At 68.3% G+C, this 24860-nt stretch carries 25 protein-coding genes; 9 read left to right on the top strand and 16 right to left on the bottom strand.

Translation table 11 applies throughout. From position 1 onward, the window contains the following. Positions 1–97: 97 nt before the first annotated feature. From Q3A80_RS21505 to Q3A80_RS21485, 5 genes are all read right to left on the bottom strand, one after another. A complete protein-coding gene (locus Q3A80_RS21505; protein ID WP_446330899.1) occupies positions 98–1471 on the bottom strand; it encodes an MFS transporter in 1374 nt (457 codons plus the stop codon). Between the two features lie 109 nt (positions 1472–1580). After that, entirely contained in the window at positions 1581–2375 is a 795-nt protein-coding gene (locus Q3A80_RS21500) for a glucose 1-dehydrogenase (protein ID WP_446330898.1), read from the bottom strand. Between the two features lie 10 nt (positions 2376–2385). Beyond that, positions 2386–2727 (bottom strand): NIPSNAP family protein, encoded by a 342-nt coding sequence (locus Q3A80_RS21495; RefSeq protein WP_446330897.1) that lies wholly within the window; start codon positions 2725–2727, stop codon positions 2386–2388. A 14-nt stretch (positions 2728–2741) separates the two neighbouring features. Beyond that, complete coding sequence (locus Q3A80_RS21490; RefSeq protein ID WP_446330922.1) at positions 2742–4541, bottom strand: FAD-dependent oxidoreductase; 1800 nt, start codon at positions 4539–4541, stop codon at positions 2742–2744. A gap of 99 nt (positions 4542–4640) precedes the next feature. Continuing rightward, a complete protein-coding gene (locus tag Q3A80_RS21485; RefSeq protein WP_446330896.1) occupies positions 4641–5477 on the bottom strand; it encodes an SDR family NAD(P)-dependent oxidoreductase in 837 nt (278 codons plus the stop codon). 192 nt (positions 5478–5669) lie between these two features. Here Q3A80_RS21485 and Q3A80_RS21480 point away from each other — a divergent pair, with 192 nt between their 5' ends. Beyond that, entirely contained in the window at positions 5670–6569 is a 900-nt protein-coding gene (locus tag Q3A80_RS21480) for a helix-turn-helix domain-containing protein (protein ID WP_446330895.1), read from the top strand. 78 nt (positions 6570–6647) lie between these two features. Here Q3A80_RS21480 and Q3A80_RS21475 read toward each other — a convergent pair whose 3' ends face one another. The 3 genes from Q3A80_RS21475 to Q3A80_RS21465 form a co-directional block, all read right to left on the bottom strand. Continuing rightward, complete coding sequence (locus tag Q3A80_RS21475) at positions 6648–7820, bottom strand: 4-hydroxybenzoate 3-monooxygenase (RefSeq protein ID WP_446330894.1); 1173 nt, start codon at positions 7818–7820, stop codon at positions 6648–6650. 145 nt (positions 7821–7965) lie between these two features. Then, positions 7966–8220: a hypothetical protein gene (locus Q3A80_RS21470; protein ID WP_446330893.1), complete on the bottom strand. Its 255-nt coding sequence runs from the start codon at positions 8218–8220 to the stop codon at positions 7966–7968. A 443-nt stretch (positions 8221–8663) separates the two neighbouring features. Continuing rightward, positions 8664–9578 (bottom strand): LysR substrate-binding domain-containing protein, encoded by a 915-nt coding sequence (locus Q3A80_RS21465; protein ID WP_446330892.1) that lies wholly within the window; start codon positions 9576–9578, stop codon positions 8664–8666. A gap of 149 nt (positions 9579–9727) precedes the next feature. Here Q3A80_RS21465 and Q3A80_RS21460 point away from each other — a divergent pair, with 149 nt between their 5' ends. The 5 genes from Q3A80_RS21460 (at position 9728) to Q3A80_RS21440 (ending at position 14503) form a co-directional block, all read left to right on the top strand. Next, positions 9728–10852, top strand: a complete 1125-nt coding sequence (locus Q3A80_RS21460; RefSeq protein WP_446330891.1) for an NAD(P)/FAD-dependent oxidoreductase — start codon at positions 9728–9730, stop codon at positions 10850–10852. After that, positions 10845–11150: a (2Fe-2S)-binding protein gene (locus tag Q3A80_RS21455; protein WP_446330890.1), complete on the top strand. Its 306-nt coding sequence runs from the start codon at positions 10845–10847 to the stop codon at positions 11148–11150. Before Q3A80_RS21460 ends, Q3A80_RS21455 begins: the two co-directional genes overlap by 8 nt. After that, complete coding sequence (locus tag Q3A80_RS21450) at positions 11147–12583, top strand: FAD/NAD(P)-dependent oxidoreductase (protein WP_446330889.1); 1437 nt, start codon at positions 11147–11149, stop codon at positions 12581–12583. The genes Q3A80_RS21455 and Q3A80_RS21450 overlap by 4 nt, the downstream gene beginning before the upstream one ends. 50 nt (positions 12584–12633) lie before the next feature. Further along, positions 12634–13422 carry an ABC transporter substrate-binding protein gene (locus Q3A80_RS21445; RefSeq protein WP_446330888.1) on the top strand — a complete coding sequence of 263 codons (789 nt, stop codon included), beginning with the start codon at positions 12634–12636 and terminating at the stop codon, positions 13420–13422. A 136-nt stretch (positions 13423–13558) separates the two neighbouring features. Continuing rightward, on the top strand, positions 13559–14503 hold the full coding sequence (locus tag Q3A80_RS21440) for a LysR family transcriptional regulator (RefSeq protein ID WP_446330887.1): 945 nt from the start codon (positions 13559–13561) through the stop codon (positions 14501–14503). Here Q3A80_RS21440 and Q3A80_RS21435 read toward each other — a convergent pair. Further along, on the bottom strand, positions 14496–14756 hold the full coding sequence (locus Q3A80_RS21435; protein ID WP_446330886.1) for an NIPSNAP family protein: 261 nt from the start codon (positions 14754–14756) through the stop codon (positions 14496–14498). The genes Q3A80_RS21440 and Q3A80_RS21435 overlap by 8 nt on opposite strands. Positions 14757–15071: 315 nt before the next feature. Here Q3A80_RS21435 and Q3A80_RS21430 point away from each other — a divergent pair, with 315 nt between their 5' ends. Beyond that, complete coding sequence (locus Q3A80_RS21430; protein ID WP_446330885.1) at positions 15072–15980, top strand: LysR family transcriptional regulator; 909 nt, start codon at positions 15072–15074, stop codon at positions 15978–15980. Positions 15981–16240: 260 nt separating this feature from the next. Here the strand turns inward: Q3A80_RS21430 and Q3A80_RS21425 are convergent, their stop codons facing one another. From Q3A80_RS21425 to Q3A80_RS21410, 4 genes are all read right to left on the bottom strand, one after another. Continuing rightward, positions 16241–17824, bottom strand: coding sequence for an aldehyde dehydrogenase (NADP(+)) (locus Q3A80_RS21425; protein WP_446330884.1), 1584 nt, complete (start codon positions 17822–17824; stop codon positions 16241–16243). A gap of 196 nt (positions 17825–18020) precedes the next feature. Then, positions 18021–18809 (bottom strand): SDR family oxidoreductase, encoded by a 789-nt coding sequence (locus tag Q3A80_RS21420; RefSeq protein WP_446330883.1) that lies wholly within the window; start codon positions 18807–18809, stop codon positions 18021–18023. A 490-nt stretch (positions 18810–19299) separates the two neighbouring features. Further along, on the bottom strand, positions 19300–19713 hold the full coding sequence (locus Q3A80_RS21415; protein ID WP_446330882.1) for an SRPBCC family protein: 414 nt from the start codon (positions 19711–19713) through the stop codon (positions 19300–19302). A 31-nt stretch (positions 19714–19744) separates the two neighbouring features. After that, entirely contained in the window at positions 19745–20764 is a 1020-nt protein-coding gene (locus tag Q3A80_RS21410; RefSeq protein WP_446330881.1) for an aldo/keto reductase, read from the bottom strand. Between the two features lie 324 nt (positions 20765–21088). Between Q3A80_RS21410 and Q3A80_RS21405 the strand changes: the two genes are divergently transcribed. Then, a complete protein-coding gene (locus Q3A80_RS21405; protein ID WP_446330880.1) occupies positions 21089–21430 on the top strand; it encodes a DUF4148 domain-containing protein in 342 nt (113 codons plus the stop codon). Between the two features lie 66 nt (positions 21431–21496). On the opposite strand, the gene ampC is transcribed toward Q3A80_RS21405, so the two are convergent. From ampC to Q3A80_RS21390, 3 genes are all read right to left on the bottom strand, one after another. Further along, on the bottom strand, positions 21497–22663 hold the full coding sequence (gene ampC, locus Q3A80_RS21400) for a class C beta-lactamase (protein WP_446330879.1): 1167 nt from the start codon (positions 22661–22663) through the stop codon (positions 21497–21499). Between the two features lie 184 nt (positions 22664–22847). After that, positions 22848–23660, bottom strand: a complete 813-nt coding sequence (locus Q3A80_RS21395; RefSeq protein ID WP_446330878.1) for an alpha/beta fold hydrolase — start codon at positions 23658–23660, stop codon at positions 22848–22850. 108 nt (positions 23661–23768) lie between these two features. Then, a complete protein-coding gene (locus Q3A80_RS21390) occupies positions 23769–24200 on the bottom strand; it encodes a hypothetical protein (protein ID WP_446330877.1) in 432 nt (143 codons plus the stop codon). A 435-nt stretch (positions 24201–24635) separates the two neighbouring features. Here Q3A80_RS21390 and Q3A80_RS21385 point away from each other — a divergent pair, with 435 nt between their 5' ends. After that, positions 24636–24770 carry a hypothetical protein gene (locus Q3A80_RS21385; protein WP_006750603.1) on the top strand — a complete coding sequence of 45 codons (135 nt, stop codon included), beginning with the start codon at positions 24636–24638 and terminating at the stop codon, positions 24768–24770. Positions 24771–24860 lie beyond the last annotated feature (90 nt).

Raw genomic sequence — 24860 nt, 5'->3', positions numbered from 1 at the left:
GGCCATGAAACGGCTGCGTGACCACAACGAAAAGCCGCGGAGCAATCCGTGGCTTTTCGTCATTCAGGCGCCGCGCTGCAACGACGCGCCGGCCGAATCAATGCTGCTGCACGGCCGCCCCGCTCGCGCGCTCCTGTTCCGTGATCTCCGTGCGGCAATGCCCGATCGCATACAACGCGCCGGCCGCGGCGAGCGCCGGCACCGCCAGCAGGCTGAACACATCGCCGAAGCGCCAGCCGAGCCCCATCAGCATCGCGCCGGCGAACGCGCCGGCCACGCCGCCGATCCGGCCGATGCCGAGCATCCACGCGACACCCGTCGCGCGGCAATGCGTCGGATACAGGCTCGCCGCATACGCGGACATCGACGTCACCGCGCTCGTCACCACGGTGCCGCACAGGAAGATCAGCGTGCCGAGCCACGCGGCATGCCCGATCGTGCGGCTCGCCACGAGCACCAGCAGCGCCGCCACGACATACGCGCACACGATCGTGCGGTTCGGATGGAAGCGATCCATCAGCCAGCCGACACCGAGGTTGCCGAGCACGCCGCCGAGCGGAAACAGCGACGTCATCAACGCGCCGCCTTCGGCGCTGAAGCCTGCGTCGCGCAGCAGCGTCGGCATCCAGTTGGTCAGCAGGTAATAGATCAGCAGCCCCATGAAATAGGCGGCCCACAGCATCAGCGTGCGCGAACGGAACCGGGCGGACAGCACCTGCGCGAGCGCGGATGCGCCGCCGGCCTGCGCGCGCGCGCCGACGGCCGCGAACGTGCAGTCGTCGAAGCGCTCGCGCGGTGCGATCCGCGCGAGGATGCGCGCGATGCGTGCATGCGTGCCCGGCCGGGCGGCGAGATACTGCGCGGATTCGGGCAGCAGCATCACGAGCGCGACCGCCAGCACGATCGGCCCGACACCGCCTGCGGTCAGCACGCTTTGCCAGCCGAAATGCGGAATCAGCCACGCGGACGTGATGCCGCCGACCGCGAGCCCGCACGAGAAGCCGCAGAACATCGCGTTGACGGCCACGCCGCGGATTCGGGCCGGCGCATATTCGGCCATCAGCGTGACCGCATTCGGCATCGCCGCGCCCAGGCCGAGCCCGGTCAGGAAGCGAAACGCGGTCAGCGTCTCGATCGACTGCGCGTGCGCGGAGACGATGCTCCATCCGCCGAAGCAGGCCACCGACAGCACGAGCACGGTCTTGCGGCCGAGCCGGTCCGCGCACGGGCCGGCGGCCAGCGCGCCGATGCCGAGCCCGGCGAGCGCCGCGCTCATCACCGGGCCGAGCGCACTGCGCGCAATACCCCAGTCGTGCGTCAGCGCGGGCGCGATGAAGCCGATCGCAGCGGTGTCGTAGCCGTCGGCGGCCACGACCAGAAAGCACAGGACGAGGATCAGCCACTGGCACGGGGAAAATCGCTCGGCGTCGATGAACGACTGCACGTCGAGCGTACGCGTTGAGGTTGTCATCGTGTGTCTCCTTCGGTCCGGCCGCGATACGGTGCCGATGCACCGTTCGCGCGGACGTCTCCATGTTCATGTTTCGTTGTGAATCCTGCGCCCCGGTGCGCGGTGCAGGTCAGCCAGACGGCGAATCCGCCGCGCCGTAGGCGAGCCAGCCACCGTCGACGTTCAGCACGGTGCCGGTGACGTAGCTCGCCGCGTCCGATGCGAGGAACGCGATCGCGGCCGCGATCTCGTCGGGCTCGGCGAGGCGTCCAAGCGGCGTCCGGCGCTCGATCGCCGCGCGATCGAGCTGGCCATTGCGCGCGAGCGTGTCGACCAGTTCGGTCGCGACGTAACCGGGCGCGACGGCGTTGACGCGCACGCCCGCGCGCGCCCACTCGCATGCCATCGACCGCGTCAGCGATGCAATCGCGGCCTTCGCTGCCCCGTATGCGTTGCGCGTCGGAATCCCGCCCTGCCCGGCGATCGAGCACAGATTGACGATCGCGCCGGCACGCTGCGCGAGCATCACGCGCGCGGCTTCGCGGCTCGCGACGAAGGTTCCGCGCGCGTGGACGCCCAGCAGCCGGTCGAACGCCGCCGCGGATTGATCGACGGTCGGCGCGTTCTGCTCGCCGATCCCCGCGTTGTTGACGAGCACGTCGATCCGGCCAAAGCGCGCGACGACGGTTTGCATCAGCGCGACCACGTCGTCTTCGCTCGCCACGTCGACACGCACGCCGACGTGTTGAGGCCCGAGCGCCGCAGCGCGCTGCGTGGCACACTCGCCGTGCAGGTCGGCGATCGCGACGCGGTAGCCGTCGGCGGCGAACCGCATCGCGCACGCGCGGCCGATCCCGTGCGCGCCGCCCGTGACGATGGCGACCCTCGCGGTGCGCGTGTGGTCCATGTCGTGTTCCGGTTTCATCGGCGTCGACTCAGCGCGTCAGATACGCGAGGCTCGGGAATTCGACGCGGCGGATGATGCGACTCTCCTGCGCGACGATCAGATGGCCGGATGCCTGCAGATACGCGGGCCAGTCAGGATCGGCATCGCGCGCGGTGCGGCGCGCGTCGTAGTCCGCGATGCTGTCGTAGCCCCACAGATGGACGACCTGGTTCAATGCGCCGATGTCGCTCATATAGAAGCCGACGGGTGCGCCGAGATACCTGACCTGGATCGGCATCGCGAGCCGGTCGAAGATCTCGATGAATTCCGCCATGCCGCGCGGGCGGATCGTGTAGATGCGATGGTCGACGAATGCTTTCGACGTAGTCATGGTGTCCTCCGGGCTCAGGCAGTCGCGCGCGTATCAGCTTGAGACGCCGCGGCGGCACGCGACATCGGCTTGGCGAGGCCGGCAAGTTCGGTGACGTCTGCAAGATCCGCGAGCCCGGCGATGTGGCGCGCGCTCAGATAGCCGAACGTCATGATCGGCCCGAGCGTGATCCCCGCGCCCGGATAGTTGCCGCCCATGATGCTGGCGCGATCGTTGCCCACCGCGTACAGGCCGTCGATCGGCCGGTCGTCCGCGGCGAGTACCTGGCCGACCGCGTTGGTACGAATCCCGTCGAACGTGCCGAGATCGCCCATCACGACCTTCAGCGCGTAGTACGGCCCATCGCCGAGCGGCGCCACGCACGGATTCGGTCGATGGTCGGCGTCGCCGAGATAGCGGTTGAACGACGTCGTGCCGCGGCCGAATTCGGCATCGTCGCCGCGCGCCGCATCGTGGTTGTAGCGCCGCACGGTGGCCTCCAGATTCGCCGCGTCGATGCCGGCCCGCTGCGCGAGTTCGGCCAGCGTGCGTCCGTGCACGAGATAGCCGTTGCGCAGCAGCGGCCCGAGCGGCACGGGCGCGGGCTTCGCGAAGCCGAGCCCGTATTTGCGGATCGTCGCGCGATCGCACACGAGCCACATCGCCGTCTCGGTCTCGTCGCGGCATGCGTCGATCATCGCGGCGCCGACGTCGTGATACGAGTTCGATTCGTTCGTGAACCGCGTGCCGCGACGCGTCACGCCGATGACGCCCGGCTTGTAACGGTCGAGCAGATGCGGAAACACGCCGAAGCGGCCGTCGCCGAGCGGCACGCGCGACACGGGCATCCATGCAGCCGGCTGCGGATAGCGAAGCTCGACGCGGCCGCCCGCGCGCTCCGCGAGCTTCGCGCCGTCGCCGGTATTGCCGGGCGGCACGGGCGACACATGCTCGCCGCCGCGCGCCACGTGCGGATACGCTTGCGCGATACGCGCGACGTCGTGCGAGAAGCCGCCGCTCGCGAGCACGACCGCACGGCGCGCGGTGATCCGATAGGCTTCGCCGTCGGTGCCCACCATCGCACCCGCGATGCGTCCGCCCTCCGCGACGAGTTCGCGTGCGGGCGTGTTCGTCAGGATCGGGATGCCGAGATCCAGCGCCGACTTCGCGAGCCGCGCGGCGAGCGCGTTGCCGCTCGTGATCTGCACGCCGCGCCGGTACAGCGCGAGATCCTTCAGATGTGCGGCGAGCCGCTTCGTCACGTACCACGCGGACTTCAGCGAGCGCGTCGCGTTGAAGAAGTGCTTCAGGTCCGCGTTCGACGAGTTGAACATCATCCCGATGAACGTGATCGTCTTCAACGGCGGACGCAGGCGCCCGAGATCGCGCCCGAGCCGTCGCGCATCGTACGGCGCGGCAACGACCGAGCGGCCGATGTCGACACCGCCCGGCACGTTCGGGTGATAGTCGGGATACAGCGTCGGGATGAATTTCACGTCGGTCTCGCGCTCGAAGAATTCCAGCATGCGCGGACCGTGTTCGAGAAAGGCGTCGATTGCGACGTCGTCATGGAACGCGCCCGTCTCCCCGCGCAGATACGTGCGTGCCGCGTCGCGCGTGTCCTGCACGCCGTTTGCGCTCGCGTGCCGGTTGCCGGGGATCCACAGCACGCCGCCGGAAAATGCGGTCGTGCCGCCAAAGCACGCTTCCTTCTCGACGACGATCACGTCGAGGCCGGCCTTGCGTGCGGTAATGGCAGTGGACAGGCCGCCCGCTCCCGATCCGATCACGAGCAGATCGCACGTGACGTGCTTCGAACGCTGCTGATCGTTCATCATGTCTTCCTCCGTCTATGGAATGACCGCGCCACCGTGTCGCCAGGCTCGTCTTCGAGCCGTGCGTAGAGCGCGGCAACGTCGTTGAGTGTCGCCAGGTCAGCGTGCGTCGGTACCGGCCTCGTAGCCGGGCCGCGGCACGAGATCCATCAGCATCGCGTCGAGGCCGCCGTCGACCACCAGTTCCGCGCCGTTCACATACACGGCACGCGCGCTGGCGAGAAACGCGACGACGTTCGCGATGTCGTCCGGCCGGCCGATACGTCGGCTCGCGGTCATCGCGCTGCGGCGCGCCTCGATGTCGCCGCTCGCATAGAACGGCTCGGACAGCGGCGTGCGGATCATCCCCGGGCACACGGTATTGCTCCGGATCCCGCGCGGCCCCCACTCGGCGGCCAGTTGCCGCGCGAGCATCGCGACCGCGGCCTTGCTGGCGCTGTACGCGCCGCTATACGTCTGCGGGTGGCGCGCCGCGATCGACGCGACATGCACCAGCGCGCCCGAACCGCGCGACAGCATCGCGCGTCCGAACGCTTGCGAACACAGCATGTAACCGGTGAGATTCACCTGCAGCATCGCGTTCCATGCGTCGAGGCCGATGGTCTCTATGCCGCCGGCACGCAACAGGCCGGCGTTGTTCACGAGCACGTCGGCTGGGCCGAGGTCGCGCGCCACGCGTTCGGCGGCCTGCGTCACGCTCGCGGCGTCGCCGATATCGCAGCCGATCGCGACGACGTCGCCGCCGGCTGCGCGCAGTCGCTCGGCGAGCGCGACGGTCCCGTCCGCGTCGCGGTCGAGCAGTGCGACGCGCGCACCGGCCGCGACGAACGTTTCCGCGACCGACGTGCCGATGCCGCCCGCCGCCCCCGTCACGACACACACGTGCCCGTCGAGACCCAGCCAGTCAGACTGACGATTGCCTGCCTTCTGCATCATTAGGTATCCTCTTGAAATAGTCTTGAAACGTCCGGATCGATCCGGCAGACGCTGCCCGAACGTCGCGCGTTGCGTGATGTGCAGACGCTACGTCGGCTACGTCGATGAGAAAAGTATAGAAGCGCGCATTGCACGAAAATTGGACAAACGCCGCAAGCAACAGGACAATTTGTACACAGGAGGCCGCGCGGCATGAGGAGAATCCCTAACTACGATCTGTATGGCGAATCGGCGCGTCCGCCTTGGTACGACGCGTTCAACTTCGAATGGATACCGGAGCGCAGCCGGCCGAACGACTGGCATATCGCCGCGCACCGCCACGATGCGCTATTGCAGATTTTGTACATCCGCGGCGGGCACGGGCATGTCGTGATCGAGAGCGTGAAACACACGTTCACGCCGCCGTGCCTCGTGCTGCTGCCCGCGCAGACGGTCCATGCGTTCGAGTTCTCGCCGCAGATCGACGGCCTCGTGATCACCGTCGTGCAGCGCGCGCTGGAGACGCTCGTCAAAACCGCCGCACCGGGCGCGCTGTCGATCCTGCAACGCGCCGCGGTGATTCCGGTCAAGGGGCCGGACGCGAGCGTGTCGATGCTGATGCCGCTGTTCGCGCTGCTCGAACAGGAATTCCGCAGCCCATCACGCGGGCGCGGCGCGGCCGGGATGGCACTGCTGGTGGCGTTGATCGTGCATGTCGCGCGCCTGAGCGATCTCGCGGCAGCGCCGTCGCAGGCGGGCACCGATCGGCGCGGCATCCTGCTGCGGCGTTTTCGCGAACTGATCGACGCGCATTTTCGCGAGCATCGGCCGGTGGAATTCTATGCGGAGCGGCTCGGCGTGACGGCCGCGCAGCTTGCGCGCGTCTGCAGGGAGGAGCTGGGGATTTCGACGACCGCGGTCGTCAACGCGCACGTGATTCGCGAAGCGCAGCGCGATCTGGTCTATTCGAATCTGAGCGTGAAGCAGATCGCGCACGAGATGGGTTTTGCGGACAGCGCGTATTTCAGCCGCTATTTCCGCAAGCAGACCGGCATGACGCCGGGCGAGTTCAGGGAGTCGGCCCATCGCGACCTGATGCCGGGCGGCGCGTGAACGCGCCCGTTTCGCGCGATGGGCGCGGTCGCGGCGCCTGAGCGCCGCGACCGGAACGGCTGCGTGCGCAGCCGCGCGTCAGACGGCAACCGCGCCGACGTAGTTTTCGGCCATCGCCATCGCCGCCGGGCGCGACGTCGTCACGTGCTCGAGCTCGGCAACCTGCAGCCGCTGCTCGAACGGCGACGCGTCGTCGAGACGATGCATCATGCGCGTCATCCAGTACGAGAAGTGTTCGGCACGCCAGATCCGGCGCAGCGCGGTGTCGCTGTACGCGTCGAGCAGGTCGGTGCGGTCTTCGTCGTAGAACGCCTGCAGCGCGGACGTCAGGATGCGCACGTCCGACACCGCGAGGTTCAGGCCCTTCGCGCCGGTCGGCGGCACGATGTGCGCAGCGTCGCCGGCGAGGAACAAGCGGCCATGCTGCATCGTCGTCGACACGAAACTGCGCATGCCGACGATGTTCTTCTGGAAGATCCGCCCTTCCACGACCTGCTGGCCGTCCGCGGAGTCGACGCGTGCGTGCATCTCGGCCCAGATGCGATCGTCCGACCAGTTCTCGACGGAATCCTTAGGGTCGCACTGGAAGTACATGCGCTGCACGTTCGGCGAGCGCGTGCTCACGAGCGCGAAGCCGCGTTCGTGGCGCGCATAGATCAGTTCGTCCGACGACGGCGGCGCTTCGACGAGAATGCCGAACCAGCCGAACGGAAACACGCGTTCGTAGTCCTGTCGCAACGCGGCGGGGATCATCGTGCGCGACACGCCCTGCGAGCCGTCGCAGCCGATCACGAAGTCGCAGTCGAGCGTCTGTTCGACGCCGTCGTGCACGAAGCGGACCGACGGCGCATCGGTTTCGATGCCGGCAATCGTCGTCCCGGACACGTTGAAGTACAGAGCGCCGCCGGCTGCGACGCGCGCGGCGACGAGGTCCTTCAGCACCTCATGCTGCGCATAGACGGTAATCGCCTTGCCGGTCAGTTCGGTCAGGTCGATGCGGCGGCGCTTGCCTTCGAATGCGAGCTCGAAACCGTGATGCAGCGCGCCTTCCGCTTTCATCCGGTCGCCGACACCCGATTCGGTCAGCACGTCCATCGTGCCCTGTTCGAGCACGCCGGCACGGATGGTGGATTCGATCTGTTCGCGGCTGCGCGACTCGAGCACGACCGATTCGATACCGCGCAGATGAAGCAGGTGGGAAAGCAGCAGACCCGCGGGCCCTGCGCCGATGATGCCGACTTGCGTACGCATGAATGTCTCCGGATGGAATTGATTTTGCGCAAGTGTGGCGGCGGCGCGCGGTATCCCGCAACGCGATATCCGGAATATGAACTATCTCGAAAATAGATAAAGGGGCGCACGCGCCATGCACGGCGCGTGGCGCGCGCCCGCCCGCTCAACGCTTCGCGGGCGTCGGCCGCGACTCGATCCCGTCGATCTTCGCGAGCAGCGCGTGGCCGAGTTTCGTCACGTGGCGCGGCATGCCGGGGATCGCCAGCAACGCTTCGATCCGCTCGCGCCAGTAGCTCGGACGGCTCACGCGCATCGCGCACGGCATCGCCGCCGCGCCGGTCTGCGCATCGCTCTCCAGCAGCGCGACCATTTTCTCGATATGAGAAAGCTCGCGCTCCACATAGTCTCTCGTCAGCATCTGATGGCCACTCCCCGTCATACGGCACCCGGCCTGTCATCATCGGCGTCGCCGCGTGGGCTTTTCGCTCGACGCGTCGTATCCGCTTCCCGTCACGGTACGCGCGTCGTGTGTCAGAAAAGCGCCGGCATGCCCGCTGGATTTGTTCATATCGTCGGACCAATGTCGTGCCGCGCAACCGGCTCGCGTTCGACGCCGTGCCGCCCGTATCGCTCCACGCCTCCGTTCGTTGCCGATCGTAGACACTCGCCGCCGCGGCGGCATCCCCAAAATTGAGGACGCTTGCTAGAGTCGATCGCACCGCATCATCGCGACACGCCGATGTGCAATCCCGGCGCATGCGATGCGACGACACGCGCAACACGGCGCGTGCGGCAACCGGGGAACGCGGAGGTCACGAACCCCGGCCGCGCGCGCTGCCGCTCACCCGCTTTCCTGCGCGTTCATTCGTCGCGCCGGTCCCGCATCCGCGCGAACGCATCGCGCAAATCCGCACAGAACGCGTCGCCGATCATCGACAACGGCTGCGACGCGGACGTCACCAGATAGAAATGATCGGGCACGGCCGGCTCGAACGGCTTGACGGCCACGCGATGCCGCGCATAAGCCGCGGTCACCGGATCGATCAGCGCGACGCCCGCGCCGTTCGCGACGAACGCGACGATCGTCTGCGACAGCTGCGCCTCGATCGACAGCACGCGCGACACGCCGGCGTCGACGAACACGCGATCGATCGCGCTGCGCGCCTCGAAGCTCGGCGGAAACGAGATGAACGATTCATCTTGCAGATCGGCCGGCTGCACTACGCGCTTGCGCGCGAGCCGGTGCCCGCGCGGCACGATGCAGCACATCGCGCTTTCCGCGAGCCGCTCGCCGCGCACCGCCGGATGCGGGACCGGCTCGGCGATCAATCCGACGTCGCACTGCCCGGACGCGACCTTGTCGACGACCGTCGACGCGCTGTGCGCGAGCAGTGTGATGTCGACGCCCGGATGCGCGCGCGAGAAGCGCGTGACGAGTTCCGGCAGCAGGTCGAGCGCGACGGCCGGCGACCCGGCCACGCGCAGCGTGCCGCGCCGCATCGCGCGGATCTGCTCGGCGGCCTGCGCGACGCGATCGAGCCCGACGAACGCTCGCTCGACCTCCTCGTACAGCACGCGCGCCTGCGCGGTCGGCGTGAAGCGCCCCTGCTGACGCTCGAACAGCACGAAGCCGACACGATGCTCGAGATCGGCGATCAGCCGGCTCACGGCCGGCTGCGAGATATGCAGATCGCGTGCCGCCCGCGTGACGGTATGACGCTGCATCACCGCGCGGAACGCTTCGATCTGGCGAATTCTCAGGGAAGGCGTGGTCATAACACTGGGTTATGGGTCGTTGATCAAGCTGTATTGGACAGTCTATTTTGCCTGTCCGAACATCGATTCAGCAACGTCATACACGTAAGGAACCGCGCCACCATGGCCCATAACATGCATACCCCGTCCCGACTTCCGCGGAGCCGCACATGACCGTGCGCGGCTTCGACGTCGTCGTGGCCGGCGGCGGCCTCGTCGGAATGGCGCTCGCGTGGGGCATCGCACGCCGGGGCCGGCGCGTCGCCGTTTGCGACGGCGACGACATCGCGTTTCGCGCGGCACGCGGCAATTTCGGGCTCGTGTGGGTGCAGGGCAAGGGCGGACGCTGCCTGCCGTACGCGCGCTGGTCGCGCGAATCGTCCGAGCGCTGGAGTGCGTTTGCCGCGCAGCTGCAGCGCGAGACCGGCGTGAACTGCGGCTTCCAGCGTCCGGGCGGCATCGAACTGTTCGAACACGGCGATGAACTCGCGAGCGCGACCGCGCTGCTCGACTCGCTGCATCGGCAGGACGCGGCGCTGTCGTACGAAGTGCTGGACCCGGTCGCGCTGCGCAAACGGATCCCCGCTGCGTCGCCGGCACTGGCCGGTGCGCTGTGGTCGCCGAACGACGGCCACGCGAATCCGCTCTACACGCTGCGCGCGATGCTGCAGGCATTCGTGCAAAGCGGCGGCGTCTATCTGCCGCGCAACGAGGTCGACGAGATTCGTCCGCGAGCCGGACGCTTCGAGATCGACACGCGCGCAGGCCGGCTCGAAGCCGGACGCGTCGTGCTCGCGGCCGGCCTCGACAACGCGCGGCTCGCGCCGATGGTCGACATGCACGCGCCGATCTCGCCGCTGCGCGGCCAGATCATGGTCACCGAACGGCTCGCGCCGTTTCTCGACTATCCGACGCTCGTCGTCCGCCAGACGCCGGAAGGCTCGGTGCTGCTCGGCGACTCGGCGGAAGACGTCGGCTTCGACGACGGCCAGACACGCCCCGCGATGGTCGACATCGCACGCCGTGCGCGCACTGCGTTCCCGGCGCTCGCGCATGCGCGCATCGTCCGTGCGTGGGGCGCGCTGCGCATCATGACGCCGGACGGGCTGCCCGTATACGAAGCGTCGACCGCGCATCCCGGTGCGTTCGTCGCGATCTGCCACAGCGGCGTGACGCTCGCGGCCGCGCATGCCGATCTCGTCGCACCATGGATCGCGGGCGACGCCGCACCGGCCGACCTGTCCGCCTTCAACACCGCGCGCTTCGCCGCGCCCACGGATGTCCGGCATGTTTGAATCCATCGTTCCCGCCACTGCAATGCACGCGCTCGAGCGCGTGCGCATCCATGTCGACGGCACGCCGCACGACGTGCCCGCGCATTACAGCGTCGCGGCCGCGCTGCTCGCCACCGGCACGCTGGCCTGCCGTGCGAGCGCCGTCAGCGGCGCGCCGCGCGGCCCGTTCTGCATGATGGGCGTGTGCTTCGACTGTCTCGTCGAAATCGACGGCGTGCCGAACGTGCAGGGCTGCATGACGCCCGTGCGCGACGGCATGCAGGTGCGTGCGATGCACGGCAACGCGAGGCTCGCATGACGCGCGGCCCGTTCGATTTGCTGATCGTCGGCGCCGGGCCGGCCGGGATGGCGGCGGCCACGGCCGCGCGCAACGCCGGATTGTCGGTCGTCGTCGCCGACGAAGGCGCTGCACCCGGCGGACAGATCTATCGCAACGTCGCGGCCGCGCCCGCCGATCTCGCGCGATGGCTCGGCAACGATTACACGGCGGGCCGCACGCTCGTCGACGGCCTCCTCGCGAGCGGTGCGCAATACTTGCCGCGCACCACGGTATGGCAGATCGCGTTCGAGCCGGAGCCGGTCGCGATGCTCACGCGAAGCGGTCCGGCGGGCGGCACGCTCGACATCCGCGCGCGCGCGGTGCTGATCGCCACCGGCGCGCAGGAGCGCCCGTGGCCGGTACGCGGCTGGACATTGCCGGGCGTGATGGGCGTCGGCGCCGCGCAGACGTTGCTGAAATCGTCCGGCCTCGCGCCGTCGGCCGACACCGTGCTCGCGGGCAGCGGCCCGCTGCTGTGGCTGTTCGCCGCGCAATTGCTGAACGCGGGCCGCCGCGTGCGCGCGCTGGTCGACACGACGCCGCGCGATGCGTGGCGTCGCGCGCTCCCGCACGCGCTGCCGGCGCTGCGCGGCGCCGACTATCTGCTCAAGGGCTGGCGCATGCTGCGCGCGGTGCGCGCCGCCGGCATCCCCGTCTATCGCGGCGCCACCGACGTGCGCATCGACGGCGACGGCCGCGCGGAACGCATCCGCTTTCGCGACGCGGACGGCGTCGCGCAATCGCTCGACACGTCGCTCGTGCTGCTGCACCAGGGCGTGATTCCATCGACCCAACTCGCGCGTTCGCTCGGCTGTGCGCACCGATGGGACGAACGCGCCGCATGCTGGCGGCCGCAATCGGACGAGCGCGGCCGCAGCAGCGTCGCGCAGGTCTGGATCGCCGGCGACGGTGCGGGCATCGGCGGCGCGCAGGCCGCGGCACTCGCGGGCGAAGTCGCGGCGCTCGACATCGCGGCCGCGCTCGGCGCGCTCGACCGCCGACAGCAAGCCGAACGCGAACGTGCGGTGCTGCACGCGTGGCGCCGCCATCTCGCGGTCCGCCCGCTGCTCGATGCGCTGTACATGCCGCCCGCCGCGCTGCGCCGGCCTGACGGCGACACGATCGTCTGCCGCTGCGAGGAGATCACGGCCGGCGAAATCCGCGCGCTTGCGGCGCTCGGCTGCCAGGGGCCGAACCAGATGAAGGCGTTCACGCGCTGCGGAATGGGGCCGTGCCAGGGACGCTGGTGCGGCACGACGGTCGGCGAGCTGATCGCCGACGTGCAGCAGCGCGACGTCGGCGCCGTGGGCCACTACCGGATCCGCGCGCCGATCAAGCCCGTGAGCGTCGGCGAGATGGCCGACGCACTCGAACTGTCGAACGATTTCCGGCGCGGCGAATTCCCGAGCTGAAGCGCGGCCCGCGCATGCCGCAAGCTTCCCCACACGAACGGAGCCTGACCATGAAGAACAAGACGCGCATCACGATCCTGCTTTCCGCGGCCGCGATGGCCTTTGCGACGCTCGCGTCGGCGAAGGAGTGGACGACGATCCGCATCGGTGTCGACCCGACCTACCCGCCGTTCGAATCGACCGCGACCGACGGCAGCGTGCAGGGTTTCGACATCGATCTCGGCAATGCGCTGTGCGCGAAGCTGAACGCGAAATGCGTGTGGGTGTCGAGCAGTTTCGACGGGCTCATTCCCGGTTTGCAGGCGCGCAAGTTCGACGTGATCCTGTCGTCGATGGCCGCGACCGAACAGCGCCGCCAGCAGATCGACTTCACCGACCGCCTGTACCGCAACCAGACGCGCCTGATCGCGCGCACCGGTTCCGGGCTGCTGCCCGAAGCGGCGAAGCTCGCCGGCAAGCGCATCGCGGTCGAACAGGGGACGATCCAGGAAACCTATGCGCGCGAGAAGTGGGCGGCCGCGAAGGTCGAAGTCGTGCCGTATCCGAGCTACGACCAGGCGTATGCGGACCTCGTGACGGGGCGCGTCGACGGCGTGCTGATGGATGCGGTGCAGGGCCAGCTCGGCTTCCTCGCGACGCCGCGCGGCAAGGGGTTCTCGTTCGCCGGCGGCGTCGTGTTCGATCCGAAGATCATGGGCAACGGCGACGCGGCCGGCGTGCGCAAGGCCGATACCGACCTGCGCGACGCGCTGAACCGCGCGATCGCGCAGATCCGCAACGACGGCACGTACAACAAGATCCAGTCGAAATATTTCGACTTCGACATGTACGGGAATTGACGACGGGCGTCACGCGTCGCGACGCGTGCGGCGCCGGTTCGCCGCGCGTGCGCGACCCGATGCTGCATTAGCGATCCTCAGGATCGTGTCGGACGCGAACGGGGCTATAATCGCCGCTTTCGGTTTGGTCGTTGCCATGAAGCCGCTGGCCGTTCCCTCTCTCGCGAACATCGCATCGCGCCTTCGCCTGAAGCAGTTGAAGCTGCTGATCGCGCTCGAAAATCACGGTTCGCTGCACAAGGCCGCCGAAGAAATCGCGATCTCGCAACCCGGCGCCACCAAGGTGCTGCGCGAGATCGAGGACATCCTCGGCATGCCGCTGTTCGAGCGGCAACCGAAGGGGCTCGTCGCGAACGACCTCGGCCGCTGCGTCACGCGCTATGCGCGTCTCATCTACAGCGACCTCGAACACCTGCATACCGAAGTGCTCGCGATCACGCAGGGGCACGGCGGCCATCTCGCCGTCGGCGTGATCATGGGCGCGGTGCCGCTGCTCACGCGCGCACTGACCGACCTGCGTCGCCGCCAGCCGCACCTGTCCGTCGAAATCGTCGAAGGCACGAGCGCGAGTCTGCTCGCGCTGATCGACGACGGCCGCATCGATCTCGCGATCTGCCGCAACGGCAACGGCCGACGCCCGGAAGCGTACGACTACGTGCCGCTGAAATCCGAACCGCTCGCGGTCGTGACCGCACGCACGCATGCGCTGGCCGCACGCGACGCGCTGACGCTGCGCGATCTCGCCGACGCCGAATGGGTCGCGTATCCGGTCAACACGCCGATGCGGCTCGCGCTCGAACGCGCGCTCGCCGATGCCGGCATCGACGTGCCGCGCTATCCGATCGAAACGGCGTCGACGTTCGCGACGCTCACGCTGCTGCAGGCGAACCCGGAACTCGTCGCGGTGATCCCGCGCGAAGTCGCGGAATTCGGCGAGCGCTTCGGTCTCGTCGCGTGCCTGCCGGTCGCGATTCCCGCGCTCGACGAGCCGTTCGGCGTGGTGGCGCGCGCATTCGCGCACCTGACGCCCGGTGCGCGGATGCTCGTCGAGACGCTGCACAGTCCGCAGCTCGCTACCTGATCGGCGAGAACGCGGCCGGCCGCAGCAGCTTCGATTCCATCTTCTCCAGTATCGGGAACGCCTTCGGCACGAACTTCTCGAGCCAGTCCGGATCCTCGTACAGCGCGGTGCAGCGCTTGATGCGATCGTCGAGGCGCTCGTACGCCCAGATGTGCACGACCTGGTTCAGCTCGCCGATTTCCGTGTACCACCTATCGGCCGCGCGCGCACGGTTGAGTGTGCGCTCGAACAGTCGGCCGCATCGCGGCGTCACGACGAATGCCCGCTTGTGCGGGCATTTTTTAACGGCTTGCGCCGAACGAATCGCTCGACGCCGGACCTCGCTCGACGCACGGGGCGCGTCGAGCGCGTGCTCGCGCATCCCGCATCCTCAGCCGCCGATCTCCATGCAGCCAACGCGCCTTCGTTGCGCGGCTTGCTTGCTCGGCACATGGCACGTCCCTGCGCGCGACGTCGAACTGCACGATGTCATGCGCATCGGATCGCGCGAACGCAAGCCCGGTCTAGGTTGCACGGTTACGTCTCCTGCGGACATAATTCAGCACACTTGAGTCTCCCAAGGTCTTATATGCTCGACATCCGCCAGCTTCAATATTTCATCGCGGTCGCGGAAGAGGAACACGTCGGGCGCGCCGCCGAACGGCTGCATATCTCGCAGTCGCCGCTCAGCCGCCAGATCGCGCAGCTCGAGGAGAAGCTCGGGCTGACGCTGTTCGAACGCAGCCAGCAACGCATTCGTCTGACGCGTGACGGCCGCACCTTCCTCAGCGAAACGCAGGCGTTCCTGCGTCACGCGAACCGGCTGGAATCGCTCGCGCGCCGGCTCGGCCGCGGCGACGAAGGCGGTCTCTGCATCGGCTACCTGGAAACGGCCACGCACTCGGGCGTGCTGCCGCGCGCGCTGAAGACGCTGCGTGCCGACCGCCCGGCCGTCCACATCGCGCTGTACAACTACACGTCCGCCGCGCAACTCGAAGGGTTGCGCGAGCGCAGCCTCGACATCGCGCTCGTCACCGAGCCGCCTGCGCCGGACGATCCCGAACTCGAATCGATGCGCGTGCTGAACGATCCGATGCTGCTCGCGCTGCCCGAAGAACATCCGCTCGCGAAGAAGAAGACGCTCACGCCCGACGATCTCGCCACGCAGGCATGGATCGGCGTCGCGCAGCAGGAAAGCGCGCCGCGCCACGGCCCGTTCGTCGCCGCGTGCGCGAAGGCCGGTTTCTCGCCGGACATCTCCGTCGAGGCGAGCGAGCCGCTCGCGGCGCTCGGGCTCGTTGCCGCCGGGCTCGGCGTGACGATGATCCAGCAGAGCCTGCGTCAACAGGTGCCGGAAGGCGTCGTGCTGCGCGAGCTGCCGTGGTTCAGTTATCGCACGCCGCTATGGGCCGCATGGCACAAGGTCAATCTGCGGCCGCTGGTAGGGGTGTTTCGCGAGATCCTGACGGGCGAGGAAGCGGTCGCGGCGGTCGAATGACGTGGCAGGCGTCGCGCAGCGTAGAGATGACGTGCGCCGCGGCCGGCGTCATCGAAGGCACGCGGTGCGGGGCGCCGTATCGCCGTATCGCGGCGCGAAACGCGCTGCGGGAAACGACGTGATCGCGGAACGATGCGCGACCCGGTCGTGGTCTCCACGTGCCCGCAGTGAACAGGTTTGAAACAGATCGGCCGGACATCGGTGCGCATGCAACGACATGCACATGCGCGTTCCCCGATGCCGGCATCGCTGCTCCCGCGTTACTTCGCGAGCGTGACCTTGCCGTCGAGCAGCCGGTTGATCGCCAGCGGATTCGACGCTTTCAACGCATCGGGCAGCAGCGCGTCCGGCATGTCCTGATAGCAGACGGGCCGCAGGAAGCGCCGGATCGCGAGACTGCCGACCGACGTCGAGCGCCCGTCCGACGTGGACGGATACGGGCCGCCGTGCACCATCGCATGCGCGACTTCCACGCCGGTGCCGAAGCCGTTCACGAGTACGCGGCCCGCGCGCCGCTCCAGTGCCGGCAGGAACGTGCGCGCAGCGGCGTAATCGGCTTCGTCGATATGCAGCGCCGCCGTCAGCTGCCCTTCCAGCGACTCGATCAGCCCGAGCATCGCGTTCAGATCCGGACACCGGACGATCAGCGATGCCGCACCGAACACTTCCTCGTGCAGCGCCTTCGTTTCGCGGAACGCGTCCGCGCTCGTCGAGAACAACGCGCCGTGCCCCTGGTTCGCGCCGGTCGGCGCGCGCGTGCGTGCGACGGTGCGCACCTGCGGATGCCGAGCGAATGTGTCCACCGACCGCTCGAACGCGCGATGAATGCCCGGCGTGAGCATCGTCGCCGCGGCGGCCTGCGCGAGCCGCTCCGCAGCCGCCGCGGTAAAGCGCTCGAGCGCCGGCCCGTCTACCGCGAAGATCAGCCCGGGATTCGTGCAGAACTGCCCGGCGCCGAGCGTCAGCGACTGCACGAACTGCTGCGCGATCGCTTCACCGCGCGCGTCGAGCGCGTTCGGGAACAGCAGCACCGGATTGATGCTGCTCATCTCCGCGTACACGGGAATCGGTTCGGGGCGCGCGTTCGCGATCGCGACCAGCGCGGTGCCGGCATGGCGCGAGCCGGTAAAGCCGGCCGCCTTGATGCGGTGGTCGCGCACGAGCCCCTGGCCGATCTCGAGGCCGCTGTCGAACAGCAGCGAGAACGTGCCTTCCGGCATCCCGCACGTCTTCACTGCCTGCTGCACGGCCAGCCCGACGAGCTCCGACGTGCCCGGATGCGCCGGGTGCGCCTTCACGATCACCGGGCAGCCGGCTGCAAGCGCGGACGCCGTATCGCCGCCGGCCACCGAAAACGCGAGCGGGAAGTTGCTTGCGCCGAATACCGCGACCGGCCCAAGGCCGACATGACGCAGTCGCAGGTCGGGACGCGGCGCCGGCTGGCGTGCCGGTTGCGCGGGATCGATCCGCGCATCGACATAGTCGCCCGCGCGCACCACGTCGGCGAACATCCGCAACTGGCCGACCGTGCGCCCGCGCTCGCCTTCGATGCGCGCGCGCGGCAGGCCGGTTTCGGCGACACAGCGCTCGACCAGTTCGTCGCCGAGCGCGACGATGTTCGCCGCGATCGTATCGAGGAACGCCGCGCGCGCTTCGGGTCGGGTTTCGCGATACGTGTCGAACGCGGTCCATGCAAGCGCGCATGCTTCGTCGAGATCGACGAGGGTCGCGCCGCCGAACGCGGGCTCCATGCGTTCGCCGCTGGCCGCGTCGATCGCGTATATCTCGCCGTTCGTACCGCGCCGTGCGCGCTGGCCGATCAGCAGGTTGCCTGCGATAGTCATTTCCGTCGTGTCCTCTGTAGATGAATCGAATGCGAACGCCATCGGATGACGGGTTCGCTTATGTTGTTTGCCGCGCCGACGTATGTGTCGCGTCGCCGCCCCGGCTCGAACCCCAGGCAGCGACGCTTCTCATGCTGCGCACGCACTGTCAGGCGGTGCGTGCATTGCCGCCGAGCCGTTGCACCGGCTCGCCCGGTCAGAACGTGCCCGGATACGCGCCGCCGTCGACCAGCACGTTCTGCCCCGTCAGGTAGCCCGCATGCGCGCTGCACAGGAACGCGCAGACCGCGCCGAACTCGTCGGCCGTGCCGAAGCGTCCGGCCGGCACCGCGCGCCGCCTCGCTTCGCGCACTGCTTCGTCATCCTTGCCTTCCGCCTTGGCCGACGCCTCCGTCGCCTTCTTCAGGCGATCGGTGTCGAACGCGCCCGGCAGCAGATTGTTGATCGTCACGTTGCGCGACGCGATACGCTTTTGCCGTGCGATGCCGGCGATGAAGCCGGTCAGGCCGGTGCGCGCGCCGTTCGACAGGCCGAGCACGTCGATCGGCGCCTTCACCGCGCTCGACGTGATGTTCACGATGCGGCCGAAGCCGCGGTCGCCCATCCCGTCGACGGTCGCCTTGATCAGCTCGATCGCGGTCAGCATGTTCGCGTCGAGCGCGGCGATCCAGTCGTCGCGCGTCCATTCGCGGAAGTCGCCCGGCGGTGGCCCGCCCGCATTGTTCACGAGGATATCGATGTGCGGCGCGGCCGCGAGCGCCGCCGCGCGGCCCGCGCTGGTCGTGATGTCGCCGGCCACCGCGATCACCGTGACGGCCGGATTGAGCGCGCGCAGTTCGCGCGCGGTCGCTTCGAGCGCATCGCTGCCGCGCGCGGTGATCACGACGTTCGCGCCTTCGGCGACCAGCGCCTGCGCGCAGCCTTTGCCGAGCCCCTTGCTCGCCGCGCAGACCAGCGCCCAGCGGCCTTCGATGTTCAGATTCATGCTTCGCTCCTGGAATCCCGTGCGCGCCGCTGCCGCCTCGCGCTGCGATCGGCACGGTCATGAGCCGAAGTTGTCGTGCGTTTGCCGCCGCCTGCCGCGTGCCGGCGGGACACTGGCGCGCACGTCGGAAATGCGCCGGAACTTACGCGCAATGGGCCAGCATAAGGAGTCATCGACCGCGCGACAATTGAAAGGAAGTGATACCGGTATAACCATTCGTTATCGCCCCCTTGCCGGGCGGCTCTGGGCGAGCGTCTGGCCGCCGCCACGTCAAGCCGCTGCAGCGAACGCGCAGCGGGCTGGTCGACAAGAGTCGACGCCGGTGCATCGGTGCTTCGGCACGTCAGTCAGACGAATGCCCGACCGCGCACAGCCACGCCGGTTCCGTGTCCCGTCACGCATGCAACCCGCAACGAAACACGGAACCGACAGGTACCGACACCGCCGACACCCGTTCACTCACGCGCGATAGCGTCGCGCGATCATGCCATCACGCCGAGAACCGCTTCGCCAGTTCGGCGAGACCGTCTTCGTAGATGCCGCGGAACAGCGCGATCGCGTCGTCGTCGGTCGCGCCATTCGGCGTGAACGTGCCCGACCACTCGACCGTCGACGCGTTCGCGCCGTTCTCGCGCACGCGCAGCGTGGAGCGATAGTTCACGACCGGGAACGGTGCCTGCAGGATCGCGTACGTATAGCTGCGGTCCGCGTCGTCGAACGCGACCAGCCGCTCGACGATCGAGTCCCCGTCGGGGTTCGCGAGACTGCGCACGCGACCGCCTTCGCTCAGTTCGCTCGCCGGGATATACGACAGCCAGTCGGGCAGCGACCCGAAGCCGCCGATCAGTTTCCAGACCGTATCGGCCGAAGCCGAGATCTCGATGCTTGCCTGTGCGTTTGCCATGTCATCACCCTTGATGATCGACGATTGACGATCAGCGATCGATCGGCAGCGGCGCGTTCGCTGCGACGAGACCCTGTTCGCGCATGTCGTGCCAGAAGTCGGCCGGAATCACCACGTTCAGCGCCGCCTGGTCTTCCGCGATCCGCTCCGGACGGCTGGCGCCCGGTATCACCGCGGCGGTCGCCGGATGCGCCATCGAGAACTGCAGTGCGGCGGCCTTGATCGGCACGTCGTGGCGCGCGGCGATCGCCTTGATCCGGTCGACCTTCGCGACGATTTCCGGCGACGCCTTCTGGTATTCGAAGTGCGTACCGCCTGCGAGCACGCCCGAGCTGTACGGGCCGCCGACCACGATCCCGACGCCCTGCGCGGCTGCCGCCGGCATCACGCGCTGCAGCGCGCGCTCGTGATCGAGCAGCGTGTAGCGGCCGGCCAGCAGCATGCCGTCCGGTTGCGGTTCGGCGAGATCGAGCACCAGTTCGATCGGCTCGACGCGGTTTACGCCGAGGCCCCACGCTTTGATCACGCCTTCTTCGCGCAGCTTGCTCAGCACGCGGAACGCGCCCTTGCGCGCGACTTCGAACTGCGCGAGCCATTCGTCGCCGTAGAAGTCCTGCGCGATGTCGTGCACCCACACGATGTCGAGGCGATCGGTGCGCAGACGCTTCAGGCTGTCCTCGATCGAGCGCATCGTCGCGTCGGCCGAGTAGTCGTTGACGATGCGGTTCGGCCGGCCGTGTTCGAACAGGCCGCCCTTCTCGCCGAGATCGCGCGCCGATACGTCTTCGACCTCGTCGAGGATCACGCGACCGACTTTCGTGCTCAGCACGTATTCGTCGCGCGGATGGTGCGCGAGGGCGTCGCCCAGACGCATTTCGGCGAGGCCGGCACCATAGAACGGTGCGGAATCGAAGTAGCGGATGCCGTGCTGCCATGCGGCTTCGACGGTGGCCGCGGCTTCCGCGTCCGGGATGTTGCGGAACATGTTGCCGAGCGGTGCGGTACCGAAGCCAAGGATCTTTTCTGCGGGCAGCTTGCCTTTGAGACTCATGATTTTCTCCAGGGAATGAGTGAAAGCGAGTTCAGTCTAGGGACGCGAGTTAAGTCTGTCCAAGACGGAATTCGACACAGTTGAGTCCTGACAGGTCTAAATTGGGGTATAGCGGCGCGATTTGCGCGCCCGCTGGAAGGGACGGTTCCCGCGGCAGGCCCGTGCAGCAAGGAAGACGACCGAATCGACCGTCGATTCGTGATCCAGGATCAAAAATGATTTCGCCGGCGGGGTGTTTTTCCGCGGCATCGGGATCCCTATATTGGCTGCACACGCAACGACGACGCCGTGGTTGCGGTTCACTCCACCTGACAGGTACCCAAGATGAAAACGCTCGTTTGTTCCGCGCTGGCCGCACTGATCGTTGCCGCTCCGGCCGCGGCGTTCGCACAGCAGAACGACCGCCCACTGACCCGCGCCGACGTGAAAGCCGAGATGGCCCGCCTCGCGGCCGTCGGCTACAGCCCGGCGCTGGACCACAACCAGTATCCGGTCGCGATCCTTGCCGCCGAAAAACGCGTGCGTGACAACGCAGTCGCGCAAACCGCTCCAAATGCAGCCCCGCACGGCGACACGGCCGGTTACGGCAGCGAAGCCAACGGCGCCAGCGCATCCGGCCGCGCTGTGACGAGCGGCAACCGCGACTCGCTCTATCGCGGCCATTGACCGGCGCACGTCAATCGATTTCGCCGCCGTCCTTCAAGCGCGCGGACAGTTAGTCGGCGCCGCACGTTACGGCTTGCCCCCCAGCGACTCGACGATCCGGTACGCGGCCTTCACGCGATCCTCGATCGGAAAGCTGCGGTTCGCGAGCAGCACGATCGCGAGCCGCTTCGCGGGAACGAACGCGACATACGTACTGAAACCGTCGGTCGAACCGGTCTTGTTGATCCACGTGTCCGGTCGTGGCGCGAGCGGCGGCGTCAGTTCGCTCGCGGGCGTCGCGTCGAACAGCATCGTCGGCGCGTTCCCGTCGAGCAGCGTCGCGAGCGCGACCGGATACGGATACTGCTCCCAAATCAGGTCCTGCGTGAGCGGGCCCGCCCGGAAGTAGCCGGTGTGCGTGCGTTCCAGCGCGCGCTGCAGCCGCGGCGTCGTGTCGACGAGCCCCATGTTGGCCTGCACGAAGCGCAGCAGGTCGGCCGCCGTCGTCCTGACGCCGTACGCCGGCTGCCACAACATGCCGCCCGTCATCCGGATCGGTTTGCCATCCTTCGTATACCCCTGCGCATAGTCGGCCTCGCGCGCGGCGGGCACGTTGATGTACGTATGCGTCATCCCGAGTGCGGGAAACAGCCGCTGCTCCATCAGCGCCGCGAAATCGCGATTCATTGCCTTCGCGGTGAGCTGCCCGAGCATCCCGATCGCGACGTTCGAGTAAGTGCGGCGCGTGCCCGGCGCATACGCGGGCTGCCACGCGTCGAGATAGCGCATCAACGCCGCTTCGTCGCGAATGCGGTCGGGCACCTGCAGCGGCATGCCGCCCGGCGTATGCGTGCCGAGCTCGAGCAGCGTCACGCCGCCGAACGGCGTGTGCCGCAGCGCGGGCAGATACTTGCCGGCCGGGTCCGACAGCGACAGCTCGCCGCCTTCCTGCGCGTCGGACGCGAGCGTCGCGGTCAGCGTCTTGCTGACGGAGCCGATCTCGAACAGCGTGTCGCCGGTCACGGGCTTGCCGGTTTGCGTCGACATCACGCCGTAGTCGAACACGTAAGGCTTGCCGTCGGCGACGATGCCGATCGCCATGCCGGGAATCGCGAACTGCTTCATCAGCGGCGCGACGTGGCGGGTCACGGTGGCGTGGATCTCGTCCTGCGTGGCGGCGGCCGCGTGGCCGGCCACGGCAGCGCACGCGGCGACGAACAGCGTCGCGGCGCAACGTATCGCGTTGAATCGCATGGTGCGGTTCCTTCGATTTTCCGATGGTTGTGTGGACAACAGACCGGGCCACGCTGCGGGGAGGTCGTGGCAGCCGGCCTGACGAAGCAGCACTATCCGCCACCGGCCGCCAGCCAACAATCGACGATATGTTGCGCGTGCCTAAAGAAAATCTTATGCAGCACACGAACCGGCCATGCGGACGTCAGTCCGGCAACCGGTCGAGAAACGCGAGCATCGCGGCATTGAAGCGCGCGGGCCGCTGCAGCGGCGCGAAATGACTGACGCCCGGCAGCAACGTCAGCGTCGCACCGGGAATCGTGCGCGCGAGATACGCGGCATGGTCGGCGCGGATGAATTCGTCGTGCTCGCCCTGCACGATCGCGACGGGCACCGCGATCGCCGCGAGGTCGGCCGCACTGTAATCCGGTTGCGTGCGCATCATTTCGCTGACGGCCGCGACAAACGCATCGAACTGGTCGGGCGTCGCGGACAGCCGGGTGTAATCCTTCCGGTGCCGCGCGAAGCAGCGGTCGATCAGCACGCTCGGCACGCTCTCCTTCGTGCCGCCCGGGTCCATGTTGCATGCGAAAAAGAACACGCCCGCCACACGGTCCGGCGCGCCGGCCGCCAGCACGAGCGCGACGCACGCGCCGTCGCTCCAGCCGACGAAGCGCGCGCGCCCGATCCGCAGCACATCGAGCACCGCGAGCACGTCGGCGGCCATGCGGTCGTAGGAATACGGGCGATCGTCGCGGGTGCTGCGGCCGTGGCCGCGGCTGTCGATCACGATCGCACGGTAGCCGGCCGCGAGCAGCGCCGGCACCTGGTTGCCCCAGTTGCCCGCGTGGCCGAGGCCGCCGTGCAGCAGCACGACCGGCGGGCCGTGGCCGAACGATGCGTGCCAGAGGCGTGCGCCGTCGTGGTCCAGCCATCCTTCGGTATCGGCCGCGGGCAGCGGCGTGCCGCCTTGCGCGTCGAAGCGGACGAGGTCGTCGTCGGCGAATTCCGCAGTCATCGTTCGGCCGTCCTGTCGAGGGAGACGAGCTTTCGATTGTAATGCGCGGAACGATGGCGGCGGCGGCGCGACGCACCGCCGCGCCGTCGCGCCTCCGTGCCGCGCAGGTCAGGCCTGCGTCGACACCAGCCCGCCGGACGTCGAGCCGCCCGACTTCTGGATCGCCTGCGCGAGCTGCGCGATCGCCGTCGACAGCGCGGCGGAGATCGTGCTGGCTTGCGCGCTCAGCGTCCGTTGCTGGATCGCCGCGGCCGGATCGTCCTTGGCGCGCTGCGCGGCGGCTGCCATCTGCTGCTGCAACTGCGCGAGCTGTTTCTGCAAGCGCTCGATGAGCTGCTTCAGTTGCGTGATCGCGGGATCTTCGCCGGAAGATCCCGACGCGCCCAGCGTCTGGCCCGCTGCACCGGCCGGTGCGGCGCTGCCCGCCGGCGACGACGCGGTGGACGACGCCGTCGACGCACCGCCGGTCCCGGACGGGCTGGCGGTCGCGTTGCCGGTGGCGAGCGGGGTTGGCGCGGCGGAAGAAAGATCGATCTGCATCGTGTCGGTCCGTAATGAGTGTGCGACTCAGGTCGGTTGAATAGCGGAATACCTTGCAACCGGTTTACGGTATTCGTCGGAGAAAACTTTAATCGCCGCGTCCGCCCGACGCCGCGACGGCCGCGTCGCACGGCGGCATGAGGGTCGCCGCTCGCACACCGCCGAAGGTCGCGAAGGGGCCAGAATGACGGGCGTGCCACGCTGGTAAAATCGCCGGCTGGCCTGCCGCGGCACCACACCGGCTGCTTGCCGGCTGCTTCCGCAACGCCGCGCAAGCGACCGCGCATCGGCGCACGCCGGGCCGTGCGCGACACGCGATGCCGTCCGGCACCGTCGCCATCGCGGCGCGAACCTCGCGCCCGCGGCGACATCGCGACGCGGCGACGCGCCGGTTTCGCGCGCCCCCCCTTCATCACGCATTTCGAGGAATTCACGATGGCCCGCATCGGCGCCTTCTGCCTGACCACGTGGCTCGCGGCCGCGATCCTTTATTTCGGCCAGCATTCGGTCGCGATGATTGCGCTCAGCGGCGTGGTCGTGTTCGGCGGATTCGACCTGCTGCGTCCGTAGCGACGGCGCATGCATGGCGGCGCGCCACCCCAGGTGCGGAAAGGCGCCAACCGACGGAGCGTCGCGCAGCGTAAGATGCAGAGCGGCATC

Source organism: Burkholderia sp. SR8 (genome assembly GCF_052851275.1).
The sequence above is the reverse complement of the archived record's forward strand: the minus strand, read 5'-3'. Positions and strand labels throughout refer to the sequence as shown.